The sequence below is a fragment of the Methanofollis sp. UBA420 genome, from assembly GCF_002498315.1.
In the GTDB taxonomy this organism is placed as follows: domain Archaea; phylum Halobacteriota; class Methanomicrobia; order Methanomicrobiales; family Methanofollaceae; genus Methanofollis.
This window is the reverse complement of record NZ_DAGX01000002.1, coordinates 867,534-886,649: the sequence shown is the minus strand read 5'-3', so window position 1 is coordinate 886,649 and position 19,116 is coordinate 867,534. Positions and strand designations below refer to the sequence as shown.

18 protein-coding genes and 2 tRNA genes are annotated in these 19,116 nt (G+C 61.6%); 7 read left to right on the top strand and 13 right to left on the bottom strand.

The window, feature by feature from the left end:
- Positions 1-30: 30 nt before the first annotated feature.
- Together BP869_RS04365 and BP869_RS04360 are read right to left on the bottom strand one after the other, a co-directional pair.
- Positions 31-840 (bottom strand): hypothetical protein, encoded by an 810-nt coding sequence (locus tag BP869_RS04365; RefSeq protein WP_342677225.1) that lies wholly within the window; start codon positions 838-840, stop codon positions 31-33.
- Positions 841-891: 51 nt separating this feature from the next.
- Entirely contained in the window at positions 892-1,359 is a 468-nt protein-coding gene (locus tag BP869_RS04360; RefSeq protein WP_342677223.1) for an LEA type 2 family protein, read from the bottom strand.
- Between the two features lie 138 nt (positions 1,360-1,497).
- Here BP869_RS04360 and BP869_RS04355 point away from each other — a divergent pair, with 138 nt between their 5' ends.
- Positions 1,498-2,004, top strand: a complete 507-nt coding sequence (locus BP869_RS04355; protein WP_342677221.1) for a RimK/LysX family protein — start codon at positions 1,498-1,500, stop codon at positions 2,002-2,004.
- Between the two features lie 725 nt (positions 2,005-2,729).
- Complete coding sequence (locus tag BP869_RS04350) at positions 2,730-3,026, top strand: hypothetical protein (protein ID WP_342677219.1); 297 nt, start codon at positions 2,730-2,732, stop codon at positions 3,024-3,026.
- On the opposite strand, the gene BP869_RS04345 is transcribed toward BP869_RS04350, so the two are convergent.
- The 5 genes from BP869_RS04345 to BP869_RS04325 form a co-directional block, all read right to left on the bottom strand.
- A complete protein-coding gene (locus BP869_RS04345) occupies positions 3,023-3,673 on the bottom strand; it encodes a TfuA-related McrA-glycine thioamidation protein (RefSeq protein WP_342677217.1) in 651 nt (216 codons plus the stop codon). The genes BP869_RS04350 and BP869_RS04345 overlap by 4 nt on opposite strands.
- Entirely contained in the window at positions 3,636-4,847 is a 1,212-nt protein-coding gene (locus tag BP869_RS04340) for a YcaO-related McrA-glycine thioamidation protein (RefSeq protein WP_342677215.1), read from the bottom strand. The genes BP869_RS04345 and BP869_RS04340 overlap by 38 nt, the downstream gene beginning before the upstream one ends.
- Before the next feature lie 3 nt (positions 4,848-4,850).
- Positions 4,851-5,129 carry a ubiquitin-like small modifier protein 1 gene (locus BP869_RS04335; protein WP_342677213.1) on the bottom strand — a complete coding sequence of 93 codons (279 nt, stop codon included), beginning with the start codon at positions 5,127-5,129 and terminating at the stop codon, positions 4,851-4,853.
- A gap of 109 nt (positions 5,130-5,238) precedes the next feature.
- On the bottom strand, positions 5,239-6,192 hold the full coding sequence (locus BP869_RS04330) for a hypothetical protein (RefSeq protein ID WP_342677211.1): 954 nt from the start codon (positions 6,190-6,192) through the stop codon (positions 5,239-5,241).
- Between the two features lie 52 nt (positions 6,193-6,244).
- On the bottom strand, positions 6,245-7,051 hold the full coding sequence (locus tag BP869_RS04325) for a nucleotidyltransferase domain-containing protein (RefSeq protein ID WP_342677209.1): 807 nt from the start codon (positions 7,049-7,051) through the stop codon (positions 6,245-6,247).
- A 142-nt stretch (positions 7,052-7,193) separates the two neighbouring features.
- Between BP869_RS04325 and BP869_RS04320 the strand changes: the two genes are divergently transcribed.
- Complete coding sequence (locus BP869_RS04320) at positions 7,194-8,003, top strand: ZIP family metal transporter (RefSeq protein ID WP_342677207.1); 810 nt, start codon at positions 7,194-7,196, stop codon at positions 8,001-8,003.
- 7 nt (positions 8,004-8,010) lie between these two features.
- Here the strand turns inward: BP869_RS04320 and BP869_RS04315 are convergent, their stop codons facing one another.
- From BP869_RS04315 to BP869_RS04305, 3 genes are all read right to left on the bottom strand, one after another.
- The gene (locus tag BP869_RS04315; protein WP_342677205.1) at positions 8,011-9,402 is read right to left on the bottom strand and encodes an MATE family efflux transporter; all 1,392 of its coding nucleotides are present in this window, start codon (positions 9,400-9,402) and stop codon (positions 8,011-8,013) included.
- 268 nt (positions 9,403-9,670) lie between these two features.
- The gene (locus BP869_RS04310; RefSeq protein ID WP_342677203.1) at positions 9,671-11,080 is read right to left on the bottom strand and encodes an MATE family efflux transporter; all 1,410 of its coding nucleotides are present in this window, start codon (positions 11,078-11,080) and stop codon (positions 9,671-9,673) included.
- On the bottom strand, positions 11,052-11,537 hold the full coding sequence (locus BP869_RS04305; protein WP_342677201.1) for a MarR family transcriptional regulator: 486 nt from the start codon (positions 11,535-11,537) through the stop codon (positions 11,052-11,054). Before BP869_RS04305 ends, BP869_RS04310 begins: the two co-directional genes overlap by 29 nt.
- A gap of 451 nt (positions 11,538-11,988) precedes the next feature.
- Here BP869_RS04305 and cls point away from each other — a divergent pair, with 451 nt between their 5' ends.
- Positions 11,989-13,422, top strand: a complete 1,434-nt coding sequence (cls, locus tag BP869_RS04300; RefSeq protein ID WP_342677199.1) for a cardiolipin synthase — start codon at positions 11,989-11,991, stop codon at positions 13,420-13,422.
- On the opposite strand, the gene BP869_RS04295 is transcribed toward cls, so the two are convergent.
- The gene (locus BP869_RS04295; RefSeq protein ID WP_342677197.1) at positions 13,419-14,285 is read right to left on the bottom strand and encodes a PHP-associated domain-containing protein; all 867 of its coding nucleotides are present in this window, start codon (positions 14,283-14,285) and stop codon (positions 13,419-13,421) included. The two genes, cls and BP869_RS04295, sit on opposite strands and share 4 nt — an antisense overlap.
- A 337-nt stretch (positions 14,286-14,622) precedes the next feature.
- On the opposite strand from BP869_RS04295, the gene BP869_RS04290 reads away from it, so the two are divergent.
- Positions 14,623-15,936 carry a hemolysin family protein gene (locus tag BP869_RS04290; protein WP_342677195.1) on the top strand — a complete coding sequence of 438 codons (1,314 nt, stop codon included), beginning with the start codon at positions 14,623-14,625 and terminating at the stop codon, positions 15,934-15,936.
- A 340-nt stretch (positions 15,937-16,276) separates the two neighbouring features.
- On the opposite strand, the gene BP869_RS04285 is transcribed toward BP869_RS04290, so the two are convergent.
- Positions 16,277-16,351: transfer RNA gene (locus BP869_RS04285), tRNA-Glu, on the bottom strand.
- Positions 16,352-16,522: 171 nt separating this feature from the next.
- Here BP869_RS04285 and BP869_RS04280 point away from each other — a divergent pair.
- Positions 16,523-17,635 carry a GTP-binding protein gene (locus BP869_RS04280; RefSeq protein ID WP_342677193.1) on the top strand — a complete coding sequence of 371 codons (1,113 nt, stop codon included), beginning with the start codon at positions 16,523-16,525 and terminating at the stop codon, positions 17,633-17,635.
- A 177-nt stretch (positions 17,636-17,812) separates the two neighbouring features.
- Here the strand turns inward: BP869_RS04280 and BP869_RS04275 are convergent, their stop codons facing one another.
- Positions 17,813-18,931, bottom strand: coding sequence for a tRNA (guanine(10)-N(2))-dimethyltransferase (locus BP869_RS04275; RefSeq protein WP_342677191.1), 1,119 nt, complete (start codon positions 18,929-18,931; stop codon positions 17,813-17,815).
- A 66-nt stretch (positions 18,932-18,997) separates the two neighbouring features.
- Here BP869_RS04275 and BP869_RS04270 point away from each other — a divergent pair.
- Positions 18,998-19,072 (top strand) — tRNA-Arg (locus BP869_RS04270).
- Positions 19,073-19,116: the final 44 nt, after the last annotated feature.

Below are 19,116 nucleotides of genomic sequence, written 5' to 3'. Positions count from 1 at the left end.
CTGTCTGCTGCATGATATATATGCTGCGGGTCACCTCCCCTGCACGGCGAGGCCGGCGTGCCAGAGCCCAACGGCAAGGATCGCCGCCCAGATGGGTGCGAGTGCTCCGGGATCGGCTGTCGCGGCCGATACCCCCGTGGTCAGGGCGATGCCCTGCCCGGTCATCACCCTCCCCGGGTCGAGGGGTCGGTCTCCGCTGTCTTCTCTTGAATGAACGGTCTTTGAGGCGGCGATGGCCGGGATGAACAGGACAGTCGCGGCGGCGATGCCGATGCCTGCCGCGGGGGAGGGTATGTCGAGGTGTACGGGCGTTGCAAGGAGTGCGACCGCCGTGGCGAGGAGAGCGACGGCGGCAAAGGGGAGACGGTTCCGTGCGGGATCCTTCAATCGGCCATCAAGGAAGAATGTCGCAGCGGCGATGGGGCCTGCCGGGAGAAAGCCCCGTGACAGGGGCCACAGGGTGAGGAGGAAGACGAGGACAAGGTCGGTCGTCGTGGCAGCACGGCCGGTCGTCCTGTTCACGACCCTGATGACGAGGAGGGCCCAGAGCAGGGTGAGGATGTCGGGGATAGGCAGAATGAGGAGGGCGCCGGTCGTCATGACCGCCGCTAGCAGGGCGGCGACTTCGTGGTCGGGATCGACCTCCCGACAGAGGGCCCAGGCAAGAAAGACGGCGAGAGCGGCGGCAGAGCCGCGTATCAATGTCTCCACTATGCCTGTGCCGGCGAGGGCCAATACTGTGGCCGAGACGAGGAGGGCGGCCAGGGCGAGGAGGACTATGGTGCGGTTCGTCTGATAGGACAGGTCAAGGGGCCGGGCGATCCCGCTTGCAGGCTGCACGGGGAAGAGGGGCGGGGGGTGCTGATAAGGCTTGCGGCCGCAGGCATGGCCCTACTTCCCCTTGACCGAGACCGTCGTCGTCTTCCCGAAGGGGACGTCGAATGAGACGATGCCTGCATCAACGGTCATCGTACCCTCTGCCGTCACCTCCAGTTCTCCGGAGAGGATCAGGGTGCTGGCCGCGGAGAGCATGGCCAGGTTGTCCATGGTGACCGGGATGACGACCTCGGTCCTGTTGAGTGCCGGGATAGATATCTCTTCACCTCTCCCTGACCCGAGGAACACTTCTCTTCCGTTCTTCGAGTAGGAGACATTCACGGACACGTCCTGGATCGTCGCCCCCACGGGGTTCGGGTTGTCCACGGCAAGGATGACCTCCAGGTCCATGCTCTCCAGGGTGAGGCCGGTGACGGTGATGCCTGTCACCGTGACCTCGGGCGGCCTGAGAGGCGGGCCGCCGGCACACCCGGCGATGAAGGCTGTGATCACCAGGGCGGCAAGGGCCGGTGCGAGTTTCATGGTCCTTCATACAGGGTTTTGCGGTATATATTTTGCAGGGGTCCGAGAGGGAGTGCCACCATGGCATCTCTGTCAACCGAACCTTTTTTCTGCCAGAGATACGATTGCCCTCACATGCCTGTCTGCGGGCCCGGGGACATGCGGGAGGTTCTCGCGTATCTTGCAGCTGAAAGAGACATTGCAGCGAGGTTCGGCCTCCCTGCCGAGACGATCCTGCCCCTCCTCTTCTCCCTGCGCTTTGGTGGGGCATGGAGTTACGCGACAGAGGAAGGGCGGTCCGTCTCTGTCGTCCGGAAAAGGACGCTCTGGGATGAGAGGACGAAGACCGGCGTTACTCTCGAAGAGGTCACCCTCCTGCTGAACCCCACTGTCCTCTCAGAGGAGGGGGCCGTCTCTCGCCTTGAAAAGTGTGGGAACGAGGCCGAGAGGCTCATCGTGACAAGGCCATTCAGGATCAGGGTCCGGGCCGACAGGGCGGTGCGGGTGCGTGTCGACCCGGAGAGGAGTGAGATCGCTGCCGAAGAGGTGACCGGGTTGGAGTTCGCCTACGAAGGGTCGACCGCGTTCAATGTAGCGCACGAACTGGAGCACCTCGAAAAAAAAGGGATCTCCGGCCGCCGTCTCTGGGAAATGAAGGTGGTGTGAGGGGTGCTGGAGATACAGAAATATTCATGCCAGGGAAGATAGGACGATCATCTGCGGCGATCGATCATTCGAAAAAAGGCTGTGTAGAAATCCTTTTCTGAAGTGCCCGGTCTCAATTGAGGGGGAGGGGTGTTGATCCACTCGTCACCTCTGTGGATCAGGAGACTCATCGACTAGTGGATGGGTGTTTCTACAGAGTTCGAAAAAGGGAAAATATCATCTCCGTCTCCATCCTCATGGCCGGGGTCCGGCGGTGCGACTGAAGGGTGCATGAGAATATATTTGATTTTCAAGAAACGAGCGGTAGCACGGTCAAGAAGATGAAGTCTTTGAGGACCGAACGGAGTGAGGTCAAGAAGGTCAAGACCTTCGCTGAACGAGCGTCAGCGAGTTCGAGAACACAGAGAATCAAGGATTCTCTGAGCAGGCAAATGTTCCATGTGCCATGTATGGAAATCGAAGATTTTCCTATTCGGGCACATCTTCGATGTGCCACGAACCGAAGGTTTTCGCTGAGGGGTGCGGTAGTCCCCCGGCATAAGCATGCCAGAACAGGAATTCTCCTGAGTTAGTAAATCATAGGTTTTCGGGTTGCGAAAGATAGCGAGCTCAAGATCATTGTAAATATTCCCCGAAAACTCCAACTCCAGCCGTTCCCGAGCAAAAACTCCCCCGACCCAATGATTATATCCCCCGGTGCATCATCCCCCTGCGGAGTCATGCAGATGACACAACAGATCATTACCGTCAAAAGGCTCGGCGTGGTCTCTGTCGGGATGTTTTTCGCCGTGCTGGGAGCGATCTACGGGCTTCTGTCCGGTCTTGTCACCGGACTCGGTATCATTCCGGGGATGAGTATGGGGACGATCGCCTCGGTTGGGGCGGTGGCGCTGAGCGCCGTGGCCGGTGCGTTTGTCTTTGCGATCGTCTGGTTCATCGGCGGGTGCATCGCCGCCGTCATCTATAACCTTGTCTTTGCGGCGTCAGGAGGGATCGAGGTCGAGATCGATGTGCACGGCTAACCCTGCCCCGCGATCTCCCTGATACGGCGGAGGCAGAGTACAGCGTCCTCCCTCTTCCTATCGACGCCGTCTGTGCGGGCGAAGGCGAGGAATCGCCCGGCCTTTTCCTCTCCGATCGCCGCTGTCGCCCCGTCGCAGACGGCCTCGTACGTCCGCTCAGGGAAATAGAGGGCCTTCGCCGCTTCCAGAAGAGCCGCACCCTCTGCCGCGTCGATCACTCCTTCCTCTTCGGCCTTCCTGATCGTCCACCTGATATTGACCTGGGGTTTGGAGAGGGGCGTCCCGCTCTCAGGGTCGAAGACGAGGGCGACCTCGTCGTCCGAGACGAGGGTCCCGTCCCTGTACGCCTGGTAGACCTCGCCCACCCCCTCCATGCCGAGGCTGTCGAGTTCTGCGGCCCTGAGGGCCCCCATGCTTGACGCGCCGAGGACCCTCACCCCCTTGCGGAGGGCATAGAGCACCTCCCTGTGGGCGACCGAGCACGCCTGGAAGAAGACCCCGTCGATGAGACCGATGATACGCGCCCCCTCGTCGGCCGCGGCCTTGATGTCGCCGCGTGCGGCCGGGGGACGAAAGTCCGCGTCAAGGATGACGCGGGCCTCCTCCACGTTAAGACTCGGACCGAGAAAGACGATGATCTCCGGCATGCCGGCACCGCGCTCCTGCCCTCTCCCTGTCCATCGCAAAGACTTCGAGGCCGGGCACGACCACCCGCACCACAGGCACGCCGATCTCCGCCCGCGTCAGGTCGGTGACGATCACTCTGTTCATCCCTGCCTCTCTGAGGCGACCGACGACATGGCCGATGTCGGTGAGGAAGTCGTCTGAGTCGAAGGACGGGACCGTGTCGATCTCCTCCTCGCCGTCGTCCGTGAACCAGTATTTGTTCAGCCTCTTCGTCCTCTCGTAGCCGATCTTCTTCCTGAAGTCGGCCTGGTCGGTGTCCTCGCGTGCGCCGTGGATCTGGGTGAGGCGGCTCTGGGCCACCTCGGTGAGAGCCCGCAGCACCGCGATGCCGGCGTTCGTGTGGGTGCCCATCCCCATCGTCAGGAGGGCCGGGTCCTTGAGCACCACGTCGTCGGCGACCGCCGCCATTGTCGGGATGCCGATGTCGCTCGTGATGTCCTTGAGGTGGACCTCGACGCCTGCCGCGGCGAACTTTGCGAGGAGGTCACCCGCAATCCCGTCACTGATGCCGGTGACCGCGGGGCCGGTGTTCCTGGTCACCTCGACCAGGGACCAGGCGTCCCTCTCCACGATCTCCATGAGGGCGTGGAAGATCGCCTCCTCGCGGGTGTTGCCCGAGGCGATGCCGTTCGTGTTGGTCCTGAAGAGGTCACCGTGCTCGTGCCCGAGGGGATGGAAAACGGCATGGGCCGGGAGGAGAACGTCCTCGTTGCCGGCGATGTCATAGCCCCTGACCCAGGGGATGCACCTCTCCGGGTCTGCGTACGGCGGGAGGATGAGATCTGCCGGGTCGATGGGGTTGCCTTCCCTCTGCATCTCCCTGTATGTCCCGGTCAGGGTTGGCATGCCGTCCATCTCGGCCGAGTAGCGCTCTATCCCCTCCATCATCGCGGAGACCTCGGCCTCGGTCGGCGTCGCCCCTTTACCGTTGTACACCGAGATGGCGCCGTCTCCGGCCGTCGGCCTGATGCTGGAGAAGACCGGGATGCCGATGCGGTCGAGGTTCGTGATGTCTGCGACCCGCGTGATCCCGGCGGCCGGGAGTTTTTCCCTGACCCGCTGAAGCGTCTCCTCTGGGGGGACAGTCCGCTGGGTCTCGTGCCTGTAGGCTTTTTTGCAGGAGTTCAGTCTCATTCGTCATCCTCCGGCGACCGGTGGAAAGAGGGCGACCTCGTCCCCCTCGCTGAGGGCGTTTGTACCTCCCTCAGACCGCGGGACTCGTCTCCCGTTCTTCATCAGGATCACGTGGCCCTTCAGGTCGCCGTTCTCCTCGAAAAGTGCCTCTTTTGCCTGCACCGACTCTGCTCCGAGCAGGGCGAGCAGGGTACTCATCGTCGTCCCCGCCGGGACGTCCATTGTGCGGTCGGCCCCGAGGGCCTCACGCAACTGTGCAAATGCTCTGACCCGAACGTTCACGTCTCTTCGCTCCTCTCTGCCCTCCGCGGGCGGGTTCACAATTGTTACTGGATCGGTATGCCCTTATCCGATAAATATTGTCATTCTGCACCGTGCCGGGCGACGGTTATCACCTCTCCCGCCACGCACCCCGCACCCTCTCCCTGATAGCCTGTACGATCTTCCAGGAGAGGAGGGCAAGAAAAAGGGCCAGGATCAGGATCAGTGTGAAGATGATGATCATGGCGTCGGTGACCAGGAAGAGGGAGACCGCGACCATCACCGACTCCGAGATGCCGAGAGAGACGAGGACCGGGAGGATGACGGTGTTGATGAGGAACTCGAAGGAGAGGACGAGGAGGACGATGGTGGCGGAGATGATGGCCACCTGGACGAACTCCTGCCGTATCGGGCTCCAGTGGCGCGAGATGATGTTGTCCCTGATCTCGAAGCAGACGAGGACCGTGGCACTGCCGGCGAGGAAGTGGATGAAGTTGGTGATCGGGAGGGTGTATGTCAGGATGAGGAAGACGAGGAGGTTTGCCAGGAGATACGCGAAGGTGATGACGAAGATGATGATGGAGAAGTTGTGGTGGATGAGGGAGAGGTACCCGGAAAAGTTGTTTTCTTTCCTGTTTGCGTCGATGGTCTGGACCGCCTCCTTCAGGACCGCATAGGAAACGATGAAGAGGATGACATAGGCGCAGATCACGGAGAACTCCATGATCTGCCCGAGGTTGAGGTTCAGGAGTATGTTCAAGGAGTCCCCTCCCGCCTCCACGGTCCGGGCGATGTACGTGACATTCCCGGCAAAGGAAACATTCGAGGGCACTGCCTCACCGCCGAGGGCGACGTCGCCGGCGATCTGGACGGTGTTTATCGGGTCGGTCGTCTTCGAGAGGAGGCCGGTCAGGTAGAAAGCAAGGGCGCCGAAGACGCCGAGCACGACAAAAAGAGATGCGTTCTCCAAGAGGTACTCCCTCACCGTACGGAGCGGGCGTCTGTCGCTGATGTCGCACGCGCAGCGGGTGCAGACCTCCCTGTCGTCCTGGTTGGAATAACTGCATCGCGGGCAGATCTTCATGGCGGGGCGGACCTGTCTGCCCCTGGGTGCCGGCGCTATATAAAATCTGCCGCTATGTTATCCTGTCCCGCTGCAGGAACCTGCCTGTGCAGCGTGCGATGGTCTCAGGCGCCCTGGGGAGGCCGGTGACCGCTGTATACACGCCGGCATAGGTCTCTCCGAATGCCGTTGCCAGATCCCGCAGGAGTCCAGGGGCGTCGGAGAGGTCCAGGCTCCCGGCAAGGGCGCGGAACGCCTCTCTCCCTGCCGGCCCCATTCCCTCGACGAGATCCCGTGGCAGGTCGATGTGGGCGGCAGACCCCTGCTTCAGAACCAGGAGGGCCGCATATGCCGCGAGGGCCTCGTTGTACGTGTGGTAGAACCGGTAGGCGTCGCCCCTCCCCGCGTACCGGGAGGCGAGTTCGAAGCCTTCGAGAAATTCTTCGGCGGCCACGGCGGTCAGGGAGGAGAGGTCGCTTTCCCTGCCGTCGAAGCACCATCCGGCGACGGTCGCCCGTGCCGTCCCGTCCTTATCGACAGGCACGGACCGCGAGGGGTCCCTGATACGCGACGCCCGATACAACCCCTCCATCTCCGCGAGTGCGGGGATGACCGTGACCTCGGCCTTCAGGTAACCGTCCCCCAGGAAAAAGACCCTCTTCTCCGGGATCGGGGCGAGGACGTCCTGCACCCCGCTGAGGTCGGCGGCCAGATCGGAAAAGACGGTCTCCCTCTCCTCCGCGGTGACCAGAAAGACGTCGACGTCAGACTGTTCCGTCGCCTCGCCCCGCGCCCAGGAACCGGTCAGGACCATGGCGCGGATGCTCTCTTTCGACTCTACAAATTTCCTGATCTCGTCCAGGACTCTTTCTCCGAGCATGATCTCGCCTCTCCCTCTGATCTCTGTGAGGCAGGGTATATCGAGGTGATGGATCGGGGCGGGGCGTCACAACCCTTATCCCCGGGCGCGTGAAACGCCCGACCGCCCCGGGAGGTTGTGGCATGAAGGAGGGGGGTGAGACATGGTGATGGAGCAGTTCCAGGCCCTTGACCCGGTGGTGCAGGCACTCCTTGCCGGCCTCTTCACCTGGGCGCTGACCGCTCTCGGTGCGGCAACCGTCTTCCTGACCCGCGAGGTCGACAGGAGGGTGCTGGACGGGATGCTGGGTTTTGCCGCGGGCGTGATGATCGCCGCCAGTTTCTGGTCTCTCCTCCTGCCGGCGATCGAGATGTCGGCCGGCACCGGCCTGCCCGAGTGGATACCCGCAGCGGCAGGGTTTCTTGCCGGCGGGATCTGTCTCAGGGGGGTGGACATGCTCCTCCCCCACCTGCACCCGGGCCTCTCCCGTACCGAGGGGCCGGAGACGTCCTGGCGCCGGAGCACCCTCCTCCTCCTCGCCATCACCATCCACAACATCCCTGAGGGACTTGCTGTGGGAGTGGCCTTCGGCGCCCTGGCGGCCGGCCACCCGACCGCAAGCCTTGCCGCCGCCCTCGCTCTTGCTCTCGGCATCGGCATCCAGAACTTTCCCGAGGGGATGGCCGTCTCCGTTCCATTGCGGCAGGAGGGCCTCTCCCCCCTCCGCTGCTTCTGGTACGGACAGTTATCAGGGGCCGTCGAACCTGTCGCAGCACTTGTCGGTGCGGCCGCCGTCATCGTCGCGGCCTCTCTCCTCCCCTATGCCCTCGCCTTTGCCGCGGGCGCTATGATCTTCGTGGTCGTCGAGGACGTGATCCCTGAGTCCCAGGGGCACGGCCATGCCGACCTCGCCACGATGGGCGCCCTGGTGGGGTTTGTGGTCATGATGGTGCTGGACGTGGGGCTGGGGTAAAAAAGGGTTATGCGGTCTCCGGTCCCTTTCCTATGGCGATGAGCCGCGCGATGTAAAAACGCGCCCAGAGGTACCCGGCGATGCTGCCAAGGATGTTGCCTGCGACGATGCCCCACCAGACCCCGACCTCCCCCATGCCCAGGGGGACCGCGAGCGCCCATGCCGAGACGGCGATGAAGACAAGGTTCCTGAGGAACTCAACGGCAAGGGCGAAGATGCCCCTTCCCGTTCCCTCGAAGACCCCGGCCGACATCATGCCCGGTGCAATGAAGGGGTAGAAGAAGCACATCGTCATCAGGAAGGCGGTGATCCCTCCTGCAAGGTGCGTGCTCCCGGCCGAGTAGGTGAAGATCCAGGAGATGAAGGGCGCGAGGAACCAGGTGAGGAGGGAGAGGCCGAGGCCGATGAGGATGCCCGATTGAACCGCGAAGGAGTGGGCGACCTTCAGTTTGTCATACTTTCTCGCGCCGTAGGCCGCGCCCGCTACCGAGACGACGGCGATGGACATGGCGATGAACGGGATCAGGGCGAAAAAGACGATCCGCCACCCGCCGGTATAGACGGCGACGGCATCAGGGCCGGAGACCTGCACCAGAAGGCTGTTGATGACGATCGCGGCGGCAGACATCAGCACGAACTCCAGGCTTGCAGGGATGCCGACGGTGAGGATGTCCATGGTCGTGTGCCCGTTCGGGGAGAAGCGTCCCCAATTGATGGCGATATAGGTGTCCTTCCTGACCAGAGACCAGTACAGGAGGAGGGCGCAGACGGCGGCCATCGAGATGAGAGTCGCCCACCCCGCACCGGCAATACCCATGCCGGCGCCGTAGATGAGGATGGGGTCGAGGACGATGTTGAGGACCGCGGAAGCGGCGACGGCGTACATCGTCCTCCGTGTGTTCCCTTCGGCCGTGAAGATGGCATAGAGAATGTCGGCAAAGAGGATGAATACGGTTCCGGCAAAGATGATGAGGCCGTATTCTATGGCATATCCCGCGGTCTCCCCGGCCCCCAGAGCGAGGACGAGGGGTTCGAGGAAGAGGAGGAGGGCGGGAGTGACGATAGCCGAGAGGACCAGGACGATGGCGATGCCGTGCATCGCGGCGTTGTCCGCTCCTGCCCTGTCTCCTGCGCCGATGCGGCGCGAAACGGCCGAGGTGACGCCTGCCCCCAGGCCGCTCCCCAGGCCGATGAAGATCATGAAGATCGGGGTGACGAAGCCGACGGCGGCGAGGGCGTCCGAACCGAGGCCTGCGACCCAGACGGCGTCGGCAAGGTTGTAGACGGCCTGAAAGAGCATGGCAACCATGATCGGGCCGGCAATCTGTGCGATGGCTCTCTTCGGGTCGCCGGTGAGGACGGCCACACCTTCAGTGATCGCGTCCTGCCGTTCTGTCATTTTTGCATCTGGGTGGGAGGTGATTGTGGTGTTTTCTGTCATACGTATCCTTCAAATCAGATGGTGTTCATGCAAACGTCTCAGGAAAACAGGGGCCGTGCCCTTCCTGAGTGTGCCCGGGTGGTACCGGGCAGGAGCGGATCATGTCGCCGTCCGTGCAGATAAGGGTTCCGCGGTGTGTGCCGCCTGATCGGGTCTGTCCTGCAGGACGATAGCATGCCAGAGTCTGCGCCGTGGGAGGGTTCTGTCAGGGCCGGGACAAAAAGGGTTATGCGGTGTCCGGCCCCTTTCCAGTGGCAATGAGCCGCGCGATGTACAGCCGCGCCCAGAGGAAGCCGACGATCCCGCCGAGAATGTCGCCCGCGACGATGCCCCACCAGACCCCGGCTTCGCCCATGCCCAGGGGGACCGCGAGCGCCCATGCCGAGACAGCGATGAAGAGGAGGTTTCTCAGGAAACTGATCGCGAGGGAGGTCGTGCCCTTCCCTGTTCCCTGGAAGATCGAGCCAGACATGATGCCCGGCGGGACGAAGGGGTAGAAGAAGCACATCGTCATCAGGAAGGCGGTGATCGCGGGGGCGAGGTGGGCGCTCTCCGGGGAGTAGGTGAAAATGAGGGCTATCTGCGGGGCGAAGAGCCATGTTATGGCGCTCATCGCGAGGGCGATCACCATCCCGAGGCCGATGGAGAAGGTGTGGGCTGTTCTGAGCTTCTCGTATTTTCTGGCACCGTACGCGGCCCCGGTGACCGAGACCACCGAGGTGCCGATGGCGACGAAGGGGATGATCCCGAACATCACGACCCGCCAGCCTGTGGTGTAGACGGCGACTGCGTCGGTGCCGGCGACCTGCACCAGGAGGCCGTTGATGATGATCGCGAGGGCCGACATCAGGAAGAACTCCAGGCTTGCCGGGAGGCCGACGCCCAGGATGTCCCTGATGACGCGGAAGTCAGGCGAGAATGCTTCCCGTGAGAGAGAGACATAGGTGTCCTTCCTGACGAAGAGCCAGTAGACGAGCACCGCGGAGACGGCCGCGATGGAGATGACAGTGGCGAGGGCCGCACCGGCGACGCCCATCCCCGCGCCGTATATGAAGATGGGGTCGAGGACGATGTTCAGGACCGACGAGGCACCCATCGCGTACATCGTCCTCTTCATGTCCCCTTCGGCCCGGAGGATCGCATAGGCGATGTTGGTGAAGAGGACAAAGACCGTGCCGGCGAAGAGAGTCTGGCCGTACGCCGCCGCGAGTTCGGCGATCTCCCCGGCGCCGAGGAGGGCGGCGACCGGCCCCGCGAGGAGGATGAGGGGTAGGGTGAGGAGGGCTGCAAGGCCGAGGGCGATGAGGACGGCGTGGACTGCGGTGTTATCCGCACCTGCCCTGTCCTCCGCGCCGATCCGGCGGGCGACCGCGGAGGAGGCGCCTGCCCCGAGGCCAACGGCGAGGCCGGAGAGGATCATGAAGACCGGGGTCATGAAGCCGACGGCTGCGAGGGCGTCCGAGCCCAGGCCCGCGACCCAGACGGCGTCGGCGAGGTTGTAGGTCGAGAAGAGGAGCATCGCCGCGATCATCGGGATGGAGAGCCTGATGATCGCCTTTTTCGGATCGCCGGTGAGGAGGGTGACGCCTGCTGTCGTTCCTGTCCGTTCAGAGTTTTTCGTGCCAGTGTTGTGCATAGTCTGTGTCCCCGCCTGTCTGTGCGAGCCTGAGGCTGTTGTGTGCTATTTTTCTGAGGAGAGCCTCTGCCTGTCTGCGCTCCTCGTCGGTGAGTCCTGCAAATACCTCCTCCTCCCACTCCCGGTCGATCCTGATGGTCTCCGGGACGATCTCCTCCCCTCTGTCTGTCAGGAATATCTGAACGGCCCGGCGGTCGTCGGGGTCGACAGTGCGGCTGATATAGCCCGCGTCCTCCAGCCTCCGCACGGCCCGTGCGACGGTGCCCTTGTCGACGCGGAAGCGGCGGACCAGGGTGTCCTGGGTGATGCCCTGCTCGTGGGCGAGGTGGATGAGGGTGAAGAGTTGTCCCGACGAGAGGCCGAACCGCTTCATCTGCTCGTCGATGAAGATGTGGTGCGTCCGGTGGATGATGGAGATGAGGGCCCCGAGCGGAACTTTATCGTGGGGAGGTTGCATGGGAGATCATGTTGGTTCCAGGAGGGAATAATTGTTGTCCATGCAACAGTTGTGCGGACAACAATGCTAGGCCGGATCCTTTTTCCGTCTCCCGGCCTTTCTCCCGCCTGAGGTGAATCAATCGTGTCTGATGGTCAGGGAGGCCCGCCCGATCGAGGGTTCGGCCGGCGTGGTGTGCCTCCTGAGAACTGCGTATGCCCGAGGTGCGGGTATCAGGAACCGAAGACGCGGGGCGTGCCCTGCCGCGAGATGAAATGTCCGAAGTGCGGTGCTGGTATGGTGGGGAAATGACCGGGGCCGGTTGAACCGTCCTGTCAGCCCCTGGCTTCTGGGGGGAACGCCCTTTTTTCCGGTGACGTGCCGCTCTGGCGATGGCATTATATGCTCCCTGTACGAGAGGCACTCCATGCTGCGCCGTCTCCTTTCTGCATCTTCTCACGGGGTGGTCTGAATGAACTGGTCCCTCATCCTTGCCATCATCTTCGCTTTCGACATCCTTTTCGCCATCGCCGTCGTCTTCGTCGAGAGGAAGAACCCGACGGCCGCCCTTGCATGGCTGATGGTGCTCTTCTTCCTCCCTGCGATCGGGTTTTTCCTGTATCTCATCTTCGGGCAGAACTTCACCCGGCAGAAGATGTTCACGGTAAAGGAGAAGGAAGACCTGGCCCTCAGGGAGATCTTCGAGACGCAGAACCGGAAACTTGCCGACACGTCTGCCAGATTCTCGAACCCTGCCGCGGAGTTATACCGCGACACGATCATCGCCCTCCTCAGGAACAACAGTGCGTTCCTGGCCGAGAACAATTATGTCGAGGTCTATACGGACGGGAAGGAGAAGTTCGACGCACTCTTCGAGGCGATCCGTGCGGCCCGCCACCACGTCCACCTGGAATACTTCATCGTCAACAACGACGCCCTCGGTCGGTCGGTCGTCCATGCCCTCGCAGAGAAGGCGAAGGAGGGCGTCGAGGTCCGCCTCCTCTTCGACGCCATGGGGACGCGGGCCGGGAAAGGGTCGAAGGAGGCCTTCCACGAACTGACCGATGCCGGCGGCAGGATCGGAGTCTTCTTTCCTTCTCTCTACCGGGTGAACTATCGCAATCACCGGAAGATCGCCGTCATCGACGGGACGATCGGCTTCATCGGGGGGTTCAATATCGGGGACGAGTACCTCGGGACAGGGCCTCTCGGCTACTGGCGGGACACTGCCGTCAGGATCGTCGGCGACGCGGTGAAGATGCTGCAACTCCGCTTCCTCCTCGACTGGAACTATGTCACGGAGGAGTATCTCGGCTATGAGCAGGCCTATTTTCCCCCGTCCGGCACGTCTCCCGGCACGACGCCTGTCCAGATCGTCTCCTGCGGTCCCGACACCAGGTGGAGCCCGATCAAGGAGGGCTATGTCAAGCTGATCTACGCGGCCCGGTCGTCGGTGTACATCCAGAGTCCGTACTTCATCCCCGACGACAGCGTCACCGACGCCCTCCGCCTTGCGGCCCTCTCCGGCGTCGACGTGCGGGTGATGATCCCCTGCAAGCCAGACCACCCCTTTGTCTACTGGGCGAGCCTCTCCTTCGTCGCCGACCTCCTCGACGCGGGGGTGCGGGCGTACACCTATGACAATGGTTTCATCCACGCGAAGACCATCGTCGTCGACGGGACAGCAGGCTCGGTCGGCAGTGCCAACTGGGACGTGCGGAGTTTCCGGCTGAACTTCGAGGCGAACGCTTTCTTCTACGACCCGGCCGTCGGGGCCGACCTGAAGAGGCGTTTTGTCGAAGACCTCGCCGTCTGCACCGAGATCACGCAGGAAAGCTACGCGAAACGTCCCCGTCTGGTGCGGGTCAAGGAGTCGATCTCCCGTCTCTTCTCGCCCCTGGGTTAGTGTTTCAGGCAGGAGAGGGCGATCGTCAGCAGGTGCTCTCCCCGGTCCTGCAGGATGGGCAGGGCGTACGGGAGGTGGCGGGGGAGGACGGCCGCCCCCATTGCCGCCTTCCGGAGGACGCTCGTTTCCTGCCCAACCACCGCCGTCTCGCGGTGCACGATGGCGCCCAGGAACTCCTCAACTGTCCCGGCCCGGGCACAGGTGACGACGCCCCCGATATCGCGGAGGAGGTGGGCATCTGTCCCGCCCGTCTGCCCGAGGCCGTGCCGCCTGGCCAGGGCCGCGGCCTTCAGGTTGTGGGTGCGAGCCATGCCGCCCGAGATCACTTCGATGGCGTCAAGGCGGGAGAAGGTTCCGGTACTGTCCCGGCCTCGCTGGATGCCCCTGTTCAGGAGGGCATAGCCGCAGGGGTGCGCCTCGACGGCGACGGAGTGGTAGCCCTCTCGTGCATCCAGGATTTCCTCCGTGGTCATCCTGATGGCGATGAAGGGTCCGTCTCTCTTCTTCCTCTCGATGTGTCTGGTGTGGAAGTCCTCCAGGTCAGCGGTCGCGGCGAAGTACAGGAGGAGGTGGGGGCCGTCGTCTGCACTCACCTCGATGCCCGGGATGACGGGAACGCCGGTACCGGCCCGGCACGCCTCCAGGGCGCCGCTGATCTGGTTGTGGTCGGTGATCGCAAGACCAATGCCCTGCCGTGCGGCGAATTTCAGGGCGTCTCTCACCCGCGTCGGGGCGTCCGAGTGGTTGGTGTGGACGTGCAGGTCGGCCGCGAGGAGGCCGGGGCCTGAGAGATCCTCTCGTGCGGGCTTTTGGAAGAGGATCTCGCCGGGGTCTGGCCTGAGGGGGGTGTCTCCAGAGTGCATGGACTGGTACTCTGTGTCTCTGTCATGGGGAGAAAAAGGATCGGGTTGGGGCGACCGTGGTACCGGGCTCGATCATGGACGCAAGAAGCACGAAAAGATGTCTGCGATCTTCGGAAAACAGCGATAGTAAACAACGGATATTTCATCCGGATTTATAAGCACCAGATCGAGAGGCTAAAGAAGGGGTCTCATCGCGTTTATGGAGTGAATATGAGGGATGAACGATGCCGGTCAGACAGTATGTCGCTATGTAAATTGGAGTCCCTGAGTGTCTGCGCCTGTATTTCCTCTCTCCAAATGATTATATAATATCGTCTGTAATATTTTACCAATTCAAATGTCATATCTCATTGAGATTGCTATTATCCTTATTCTTATTGTGCTCAATGGCATCTTTGCCATGTCTGAATTTGCTATCGTCTCGGCAAGGAAAACTCGACTCCAGCAACGTGCCGAGAAGGGAGATGCCGGTGCGGCAACGGCGCTCGCACTTGCGAACGAACCCACTGCGTTCCTCTCGACCATCCAGATTGGCATCAGCCTGGTGGGCATCCTTGCCGGTGCCTTTGGCGGTGCTACAGTTGCTGAGGGAGTCGCACCCTTCTTTCAGGAGATCCCTGCCCTTGCGCCCTACAGCGAAGTGATGAGCATCACACTGGTGGTCCTGGTCATTACCTACCTGACCCTGATCTTCGGAGAACTCGTCCCGAAACGCATCGCCCTCACCGGTGCGGAGAATATTGCATCAGCAGTTGCACGACCGATGCAGTTTCTCTCGGTCATCGCGACACCGATTGTGTTCGTGCTCGGTCGTTCAACCGAGACCGTGCTCAGGGTCATGGGGATCAGAGATGCCCCGGAATCCCCTGTCACTGAAGAGGAGATCAAGATCATGCTTGAGGAGGGAGCAGATGCCGGGGTCTTTGCGAAGTCCGAATTGAACATGGTAGAGGGGGTATTTGATCTTGATGGCCGCCGGGTTGCGTCCCTGATGACGCCTCGTCCCCATATTATTGCGCTCGATCTCGACGACCCTGACGAGGAAAACCTGAAGAAGATGATATCGAGTGGCCGCTCCAGATTTCCTGTATTCGAAGGAGACCTGGAAAATATTGTCGGCATGGTGTCTGTCAAGAATGTCCTGGCGAAGATGGAGGAAGGCGCTCCCCACGCTATCAGGGCCGCCATGACAAAGCCCTTCTTTGTCCCCGAGGGTATCGAGGTCCTGAAACTCATCGAATCATTCAAGGAGACTGGATTGAATATTGTCCTGGTTGCTGATGAATATGGAAGTGTCCAGGGTCTTGTGACCCTCCATGATGTCCTGGAGGCAATTGTGGGGGATGTCCGTACCCTCGGAGAGCGGGCCGAGGTGCCGGTGGTCGTCAGGGAGGATGGTTCATGGCTGATTGACGGAAGTGCCGCCGTCGATAATATTAAGGATGTTCTCTCTGTGGATGTCTTTCCCGGGGAGGAAGAGGGGCGTTACCACTCTCTTGCCGGGTTGATCATGTATATCCTGGAGCGGATACCCACAACAGGTGATTATATCGAACTGGGTGACCTGCGGTATGAGGTGGTCGATATGGACGGCAACCGCGTGGATAAAGTGCTGGTTACGCGGGTTCCCGCAGCCCCAACCGGAAAATAATTCATTTGATGTGAATAATGTTTCCCTTTATTCCAATTAATCTCTAATAGGAGATTATTTGGAATGGGGAAGGCGACTGATTCGATTTTCTTCCCTTCTCTCTCTCCCTCTGAACGGGCTCATGCTCTCACGCACCTAAATTACAGAATCGCTTCGGGGGTATGGTGCAATCCGCCTCTGGCCGAGAAAGATGGCGAATCAATTATCTGATGGTTCACACTATTCTGGATCTTCTTTGTGAAAACGCACTGCAGATATGATTCGACAATGGCACATATTTTATTTCGATACCTCTGGTATGAGACTGAAAAAACCAGGAGGAATTGAACTCAAAATCGGATGCTGCTATGGGGATTCGAACCCCAGTCGCAGGAGTGAGAGTCCTGCATGATTGGCCGGTCTACACTATAGCAGCAATCGTTGGCACCTAAGTGCTCTACAATGTAGGATATGTCGGTATTTAACCGTTCCTGTCTGCGCCTCCCGATCTGGCCGTGTCCGTATCTCTGCGGTAGGAGCCGCGCGAGGGAGCGCCGGCGTTCCCTATCCATGATCCTTATGTAGTCAGCTAACAGATCTATGAGGAATGAGTGGTCTTGAAGATGAGATCAAGGAGATCGAAGACGAGCTCCAGCGCACGGTATACAACAAGGCCACATCCAAACACATCGGCCGCCTGAAGGCGAAGCTCGCCAAGATCAAGGAAGAGGCCGTCCAGCGGGCGATGAAGTCCTCGGGCACCGGCGAGGGCTATTCGGTCAAGAAATCCGGGGACGGGACGGTCGTGCTCGTCGGCTTCCCGTCTGTCGGTAAGTCCACGCTCCTGAACCAGCTCACCGGGCAGGAGAGCGAGGTCGCGGCCTATGCCTTCACGACCCTCACGGTCGTGCCCGGCATCCTGGAGCACCGGGGCGCGAAGATCCAGGTCCTCGATATCCCGGGCCTCATCGCGGGTGCGGCGATGGGCAAGGGGCGCGGCAAGGAGGTCATCGGCGTGGTGAGGAGCGCCGACCTGATCCTCATCCTCGGCGACGTCTATAATGGCCGGCATATCGACGTCCTGATGCGGGAACTGTACGACGCAGGCATCAGGATCAACAAGCCGAAGCCCGACATCACCATCAAGAAGAGCGGGAACGGGGGTATCAGGCTCAACTATGTCGGCGACGAGGCCCTCGACATCGAGGAAGTGCGGTCCATCCTCGCCGAGAACAAGATCATGAATGCCGACGTCCTCATCCGCGGCAACGTCAACCAGGACGACTTCATCGACGCCATGATCGGGAACCGCGTCTATGTCCCGGCCTTCATCGCGATCAACAAGGTCGACCTGGTCGACGAGAAGACGAGAAAGGAGATCAAGACTGACCTTGTCGAGCGCTTCGGCGAGGAACCTCACATGATCTCGGCCCACTCCGGTTACAATGTCGAGGAGTTGAAGGACGCGATCTACGAGCACCTCGGCTTCATGCGCCTGTACATGAAGCCCCTCGGCGGTGCGGCCGACATGGACGAACCGATGATCGTCAGGTCAGGCTCGACTGTCGAGGACGTCTGCCGCCGCCTCCACCGCGACTTCGTGGACAAGTTCAGGTACGCGAAAGTGTGGGGAAATTCCGTGAAGCACGACGCCCAGCGTGTCGGCCTCCAGCACACCCTTGCCGACAGCGACATCATCACGATCGTCACCAGGTTCTGAGAACTGTCCCGGTCAGGCGCATCTGCCTGGCCGCCGTGCACTTTTTTTGCGTTCTGTAAAATCTTTTTCAGAAGTGGCGTGGTGGGCACTGCCCTCGAAAAACTATGGTCCACGGCAAATAAGAGATCTGCCTGAACAGGAAAATCTTTGATTTTCGGCGTAGCCCCCCGCCGAATCTTAGTCCCGCCGCGTGATCGCCTCTTCGAGCACGGAGAGCGGTGCGTCCGTCCTGATCCCGGTCCCCTCGTAGTGGGTCCGCGTCGCCTGGTAGCCCGCGTCCCGCAGGCGGTTGATCACGACGTCGATCGCGGGTGGCGAGGCCCGCAGTCTCTGGGCGACCCGGTGGTAGTCGTAGAAACTCGCGGTCGGGAGTTCCTCTGCGAGGAGGGGGAGGAGGCGGGAGAGGTAGGTCTCTGTCCCGAGGCCCATCGCCGGCAGGCGCTCGACCATCGCCCCGAGGGTCTCGGCATCGTTCACCGCGCCGAGCCAGAGGGGGCCGATAGGCCGGAGGACGGCCCCGCAGGAGGGGCAGGTCGCCGTCTCCGGAAGCATGCCTGCCTGCTCCTCGCGGTAGAAGCAGTGCGGGCACTGCATCACATACCCGATCCGTGCCATGGTCTGGTCGGCGTTCTTGACCCGCCCCCAGACCCGGAGGTTGAGGCGGACGAAGTGCTCGTGTGCGAAGCAGAAGATGGGGGTTATGCCCCGGTCATACTTCACCATCTCCCTCGCCACAAAGCCGAGGAGGATGCGCAGCCCCACCTCGCGGTGGTACTCGGTGTTCATGGGCCGTGCGAAGTACCGGCGCATCCCGGCCTTCAGGTGGGCGCCGCAGAGGGGCGCGGTGTCGGTTGCGGTAACGCAGAGGAAACGTTTTGCGCTCCGGCAGGCGGCGTCGGTGAAGGGGGCTGGCGTGCCGAAGGGGTCGAGGTCCACGGCGTCGAACCGTCTCGTGCTCATCAGGGCGTTGGCGTCCATGCAGGTCACCTCGATCTCCCCGCCGACCCTCCCGGCATTCTCCCGGATCTCGGCCGCGGCCGCGGGGCTGATGTCGTTGACCGTCACCGGGATGCCGACCTCGTGGGCGACACGCAGACCACGCGCGCCCATCGCCCCCATGGCGTCGAGGTAGTCGGAGGGCTGCACCACCGAGAGATAGAGCACCGTGGCGTCCCTGTTTGCCTCCATCCTCCGGTTATAAAAGATCGGAGCCGAACCCGGCGGGAAAGCGGCATTTTCATCCTGAACCGGCGCAAAAAACGTGGTCCTCCCCTCGGTGACCGGAACCTTCTCCATTGCGGGAGAAAAGTGGGCCTTCAAAACCTTAATACCTTCCCGGCACCCACACTAGAGAGTATCATTGGGCTTGTGGCCTAGCCAGGACATGGCGTCAGCCTCCTAAGCTGAATGCCGGGGGTTCAAATCCCCCCAAGCCCGCTCCTTTTTCACGCCGTGTTTAAGCATACCTTTTTTGGTCTCGC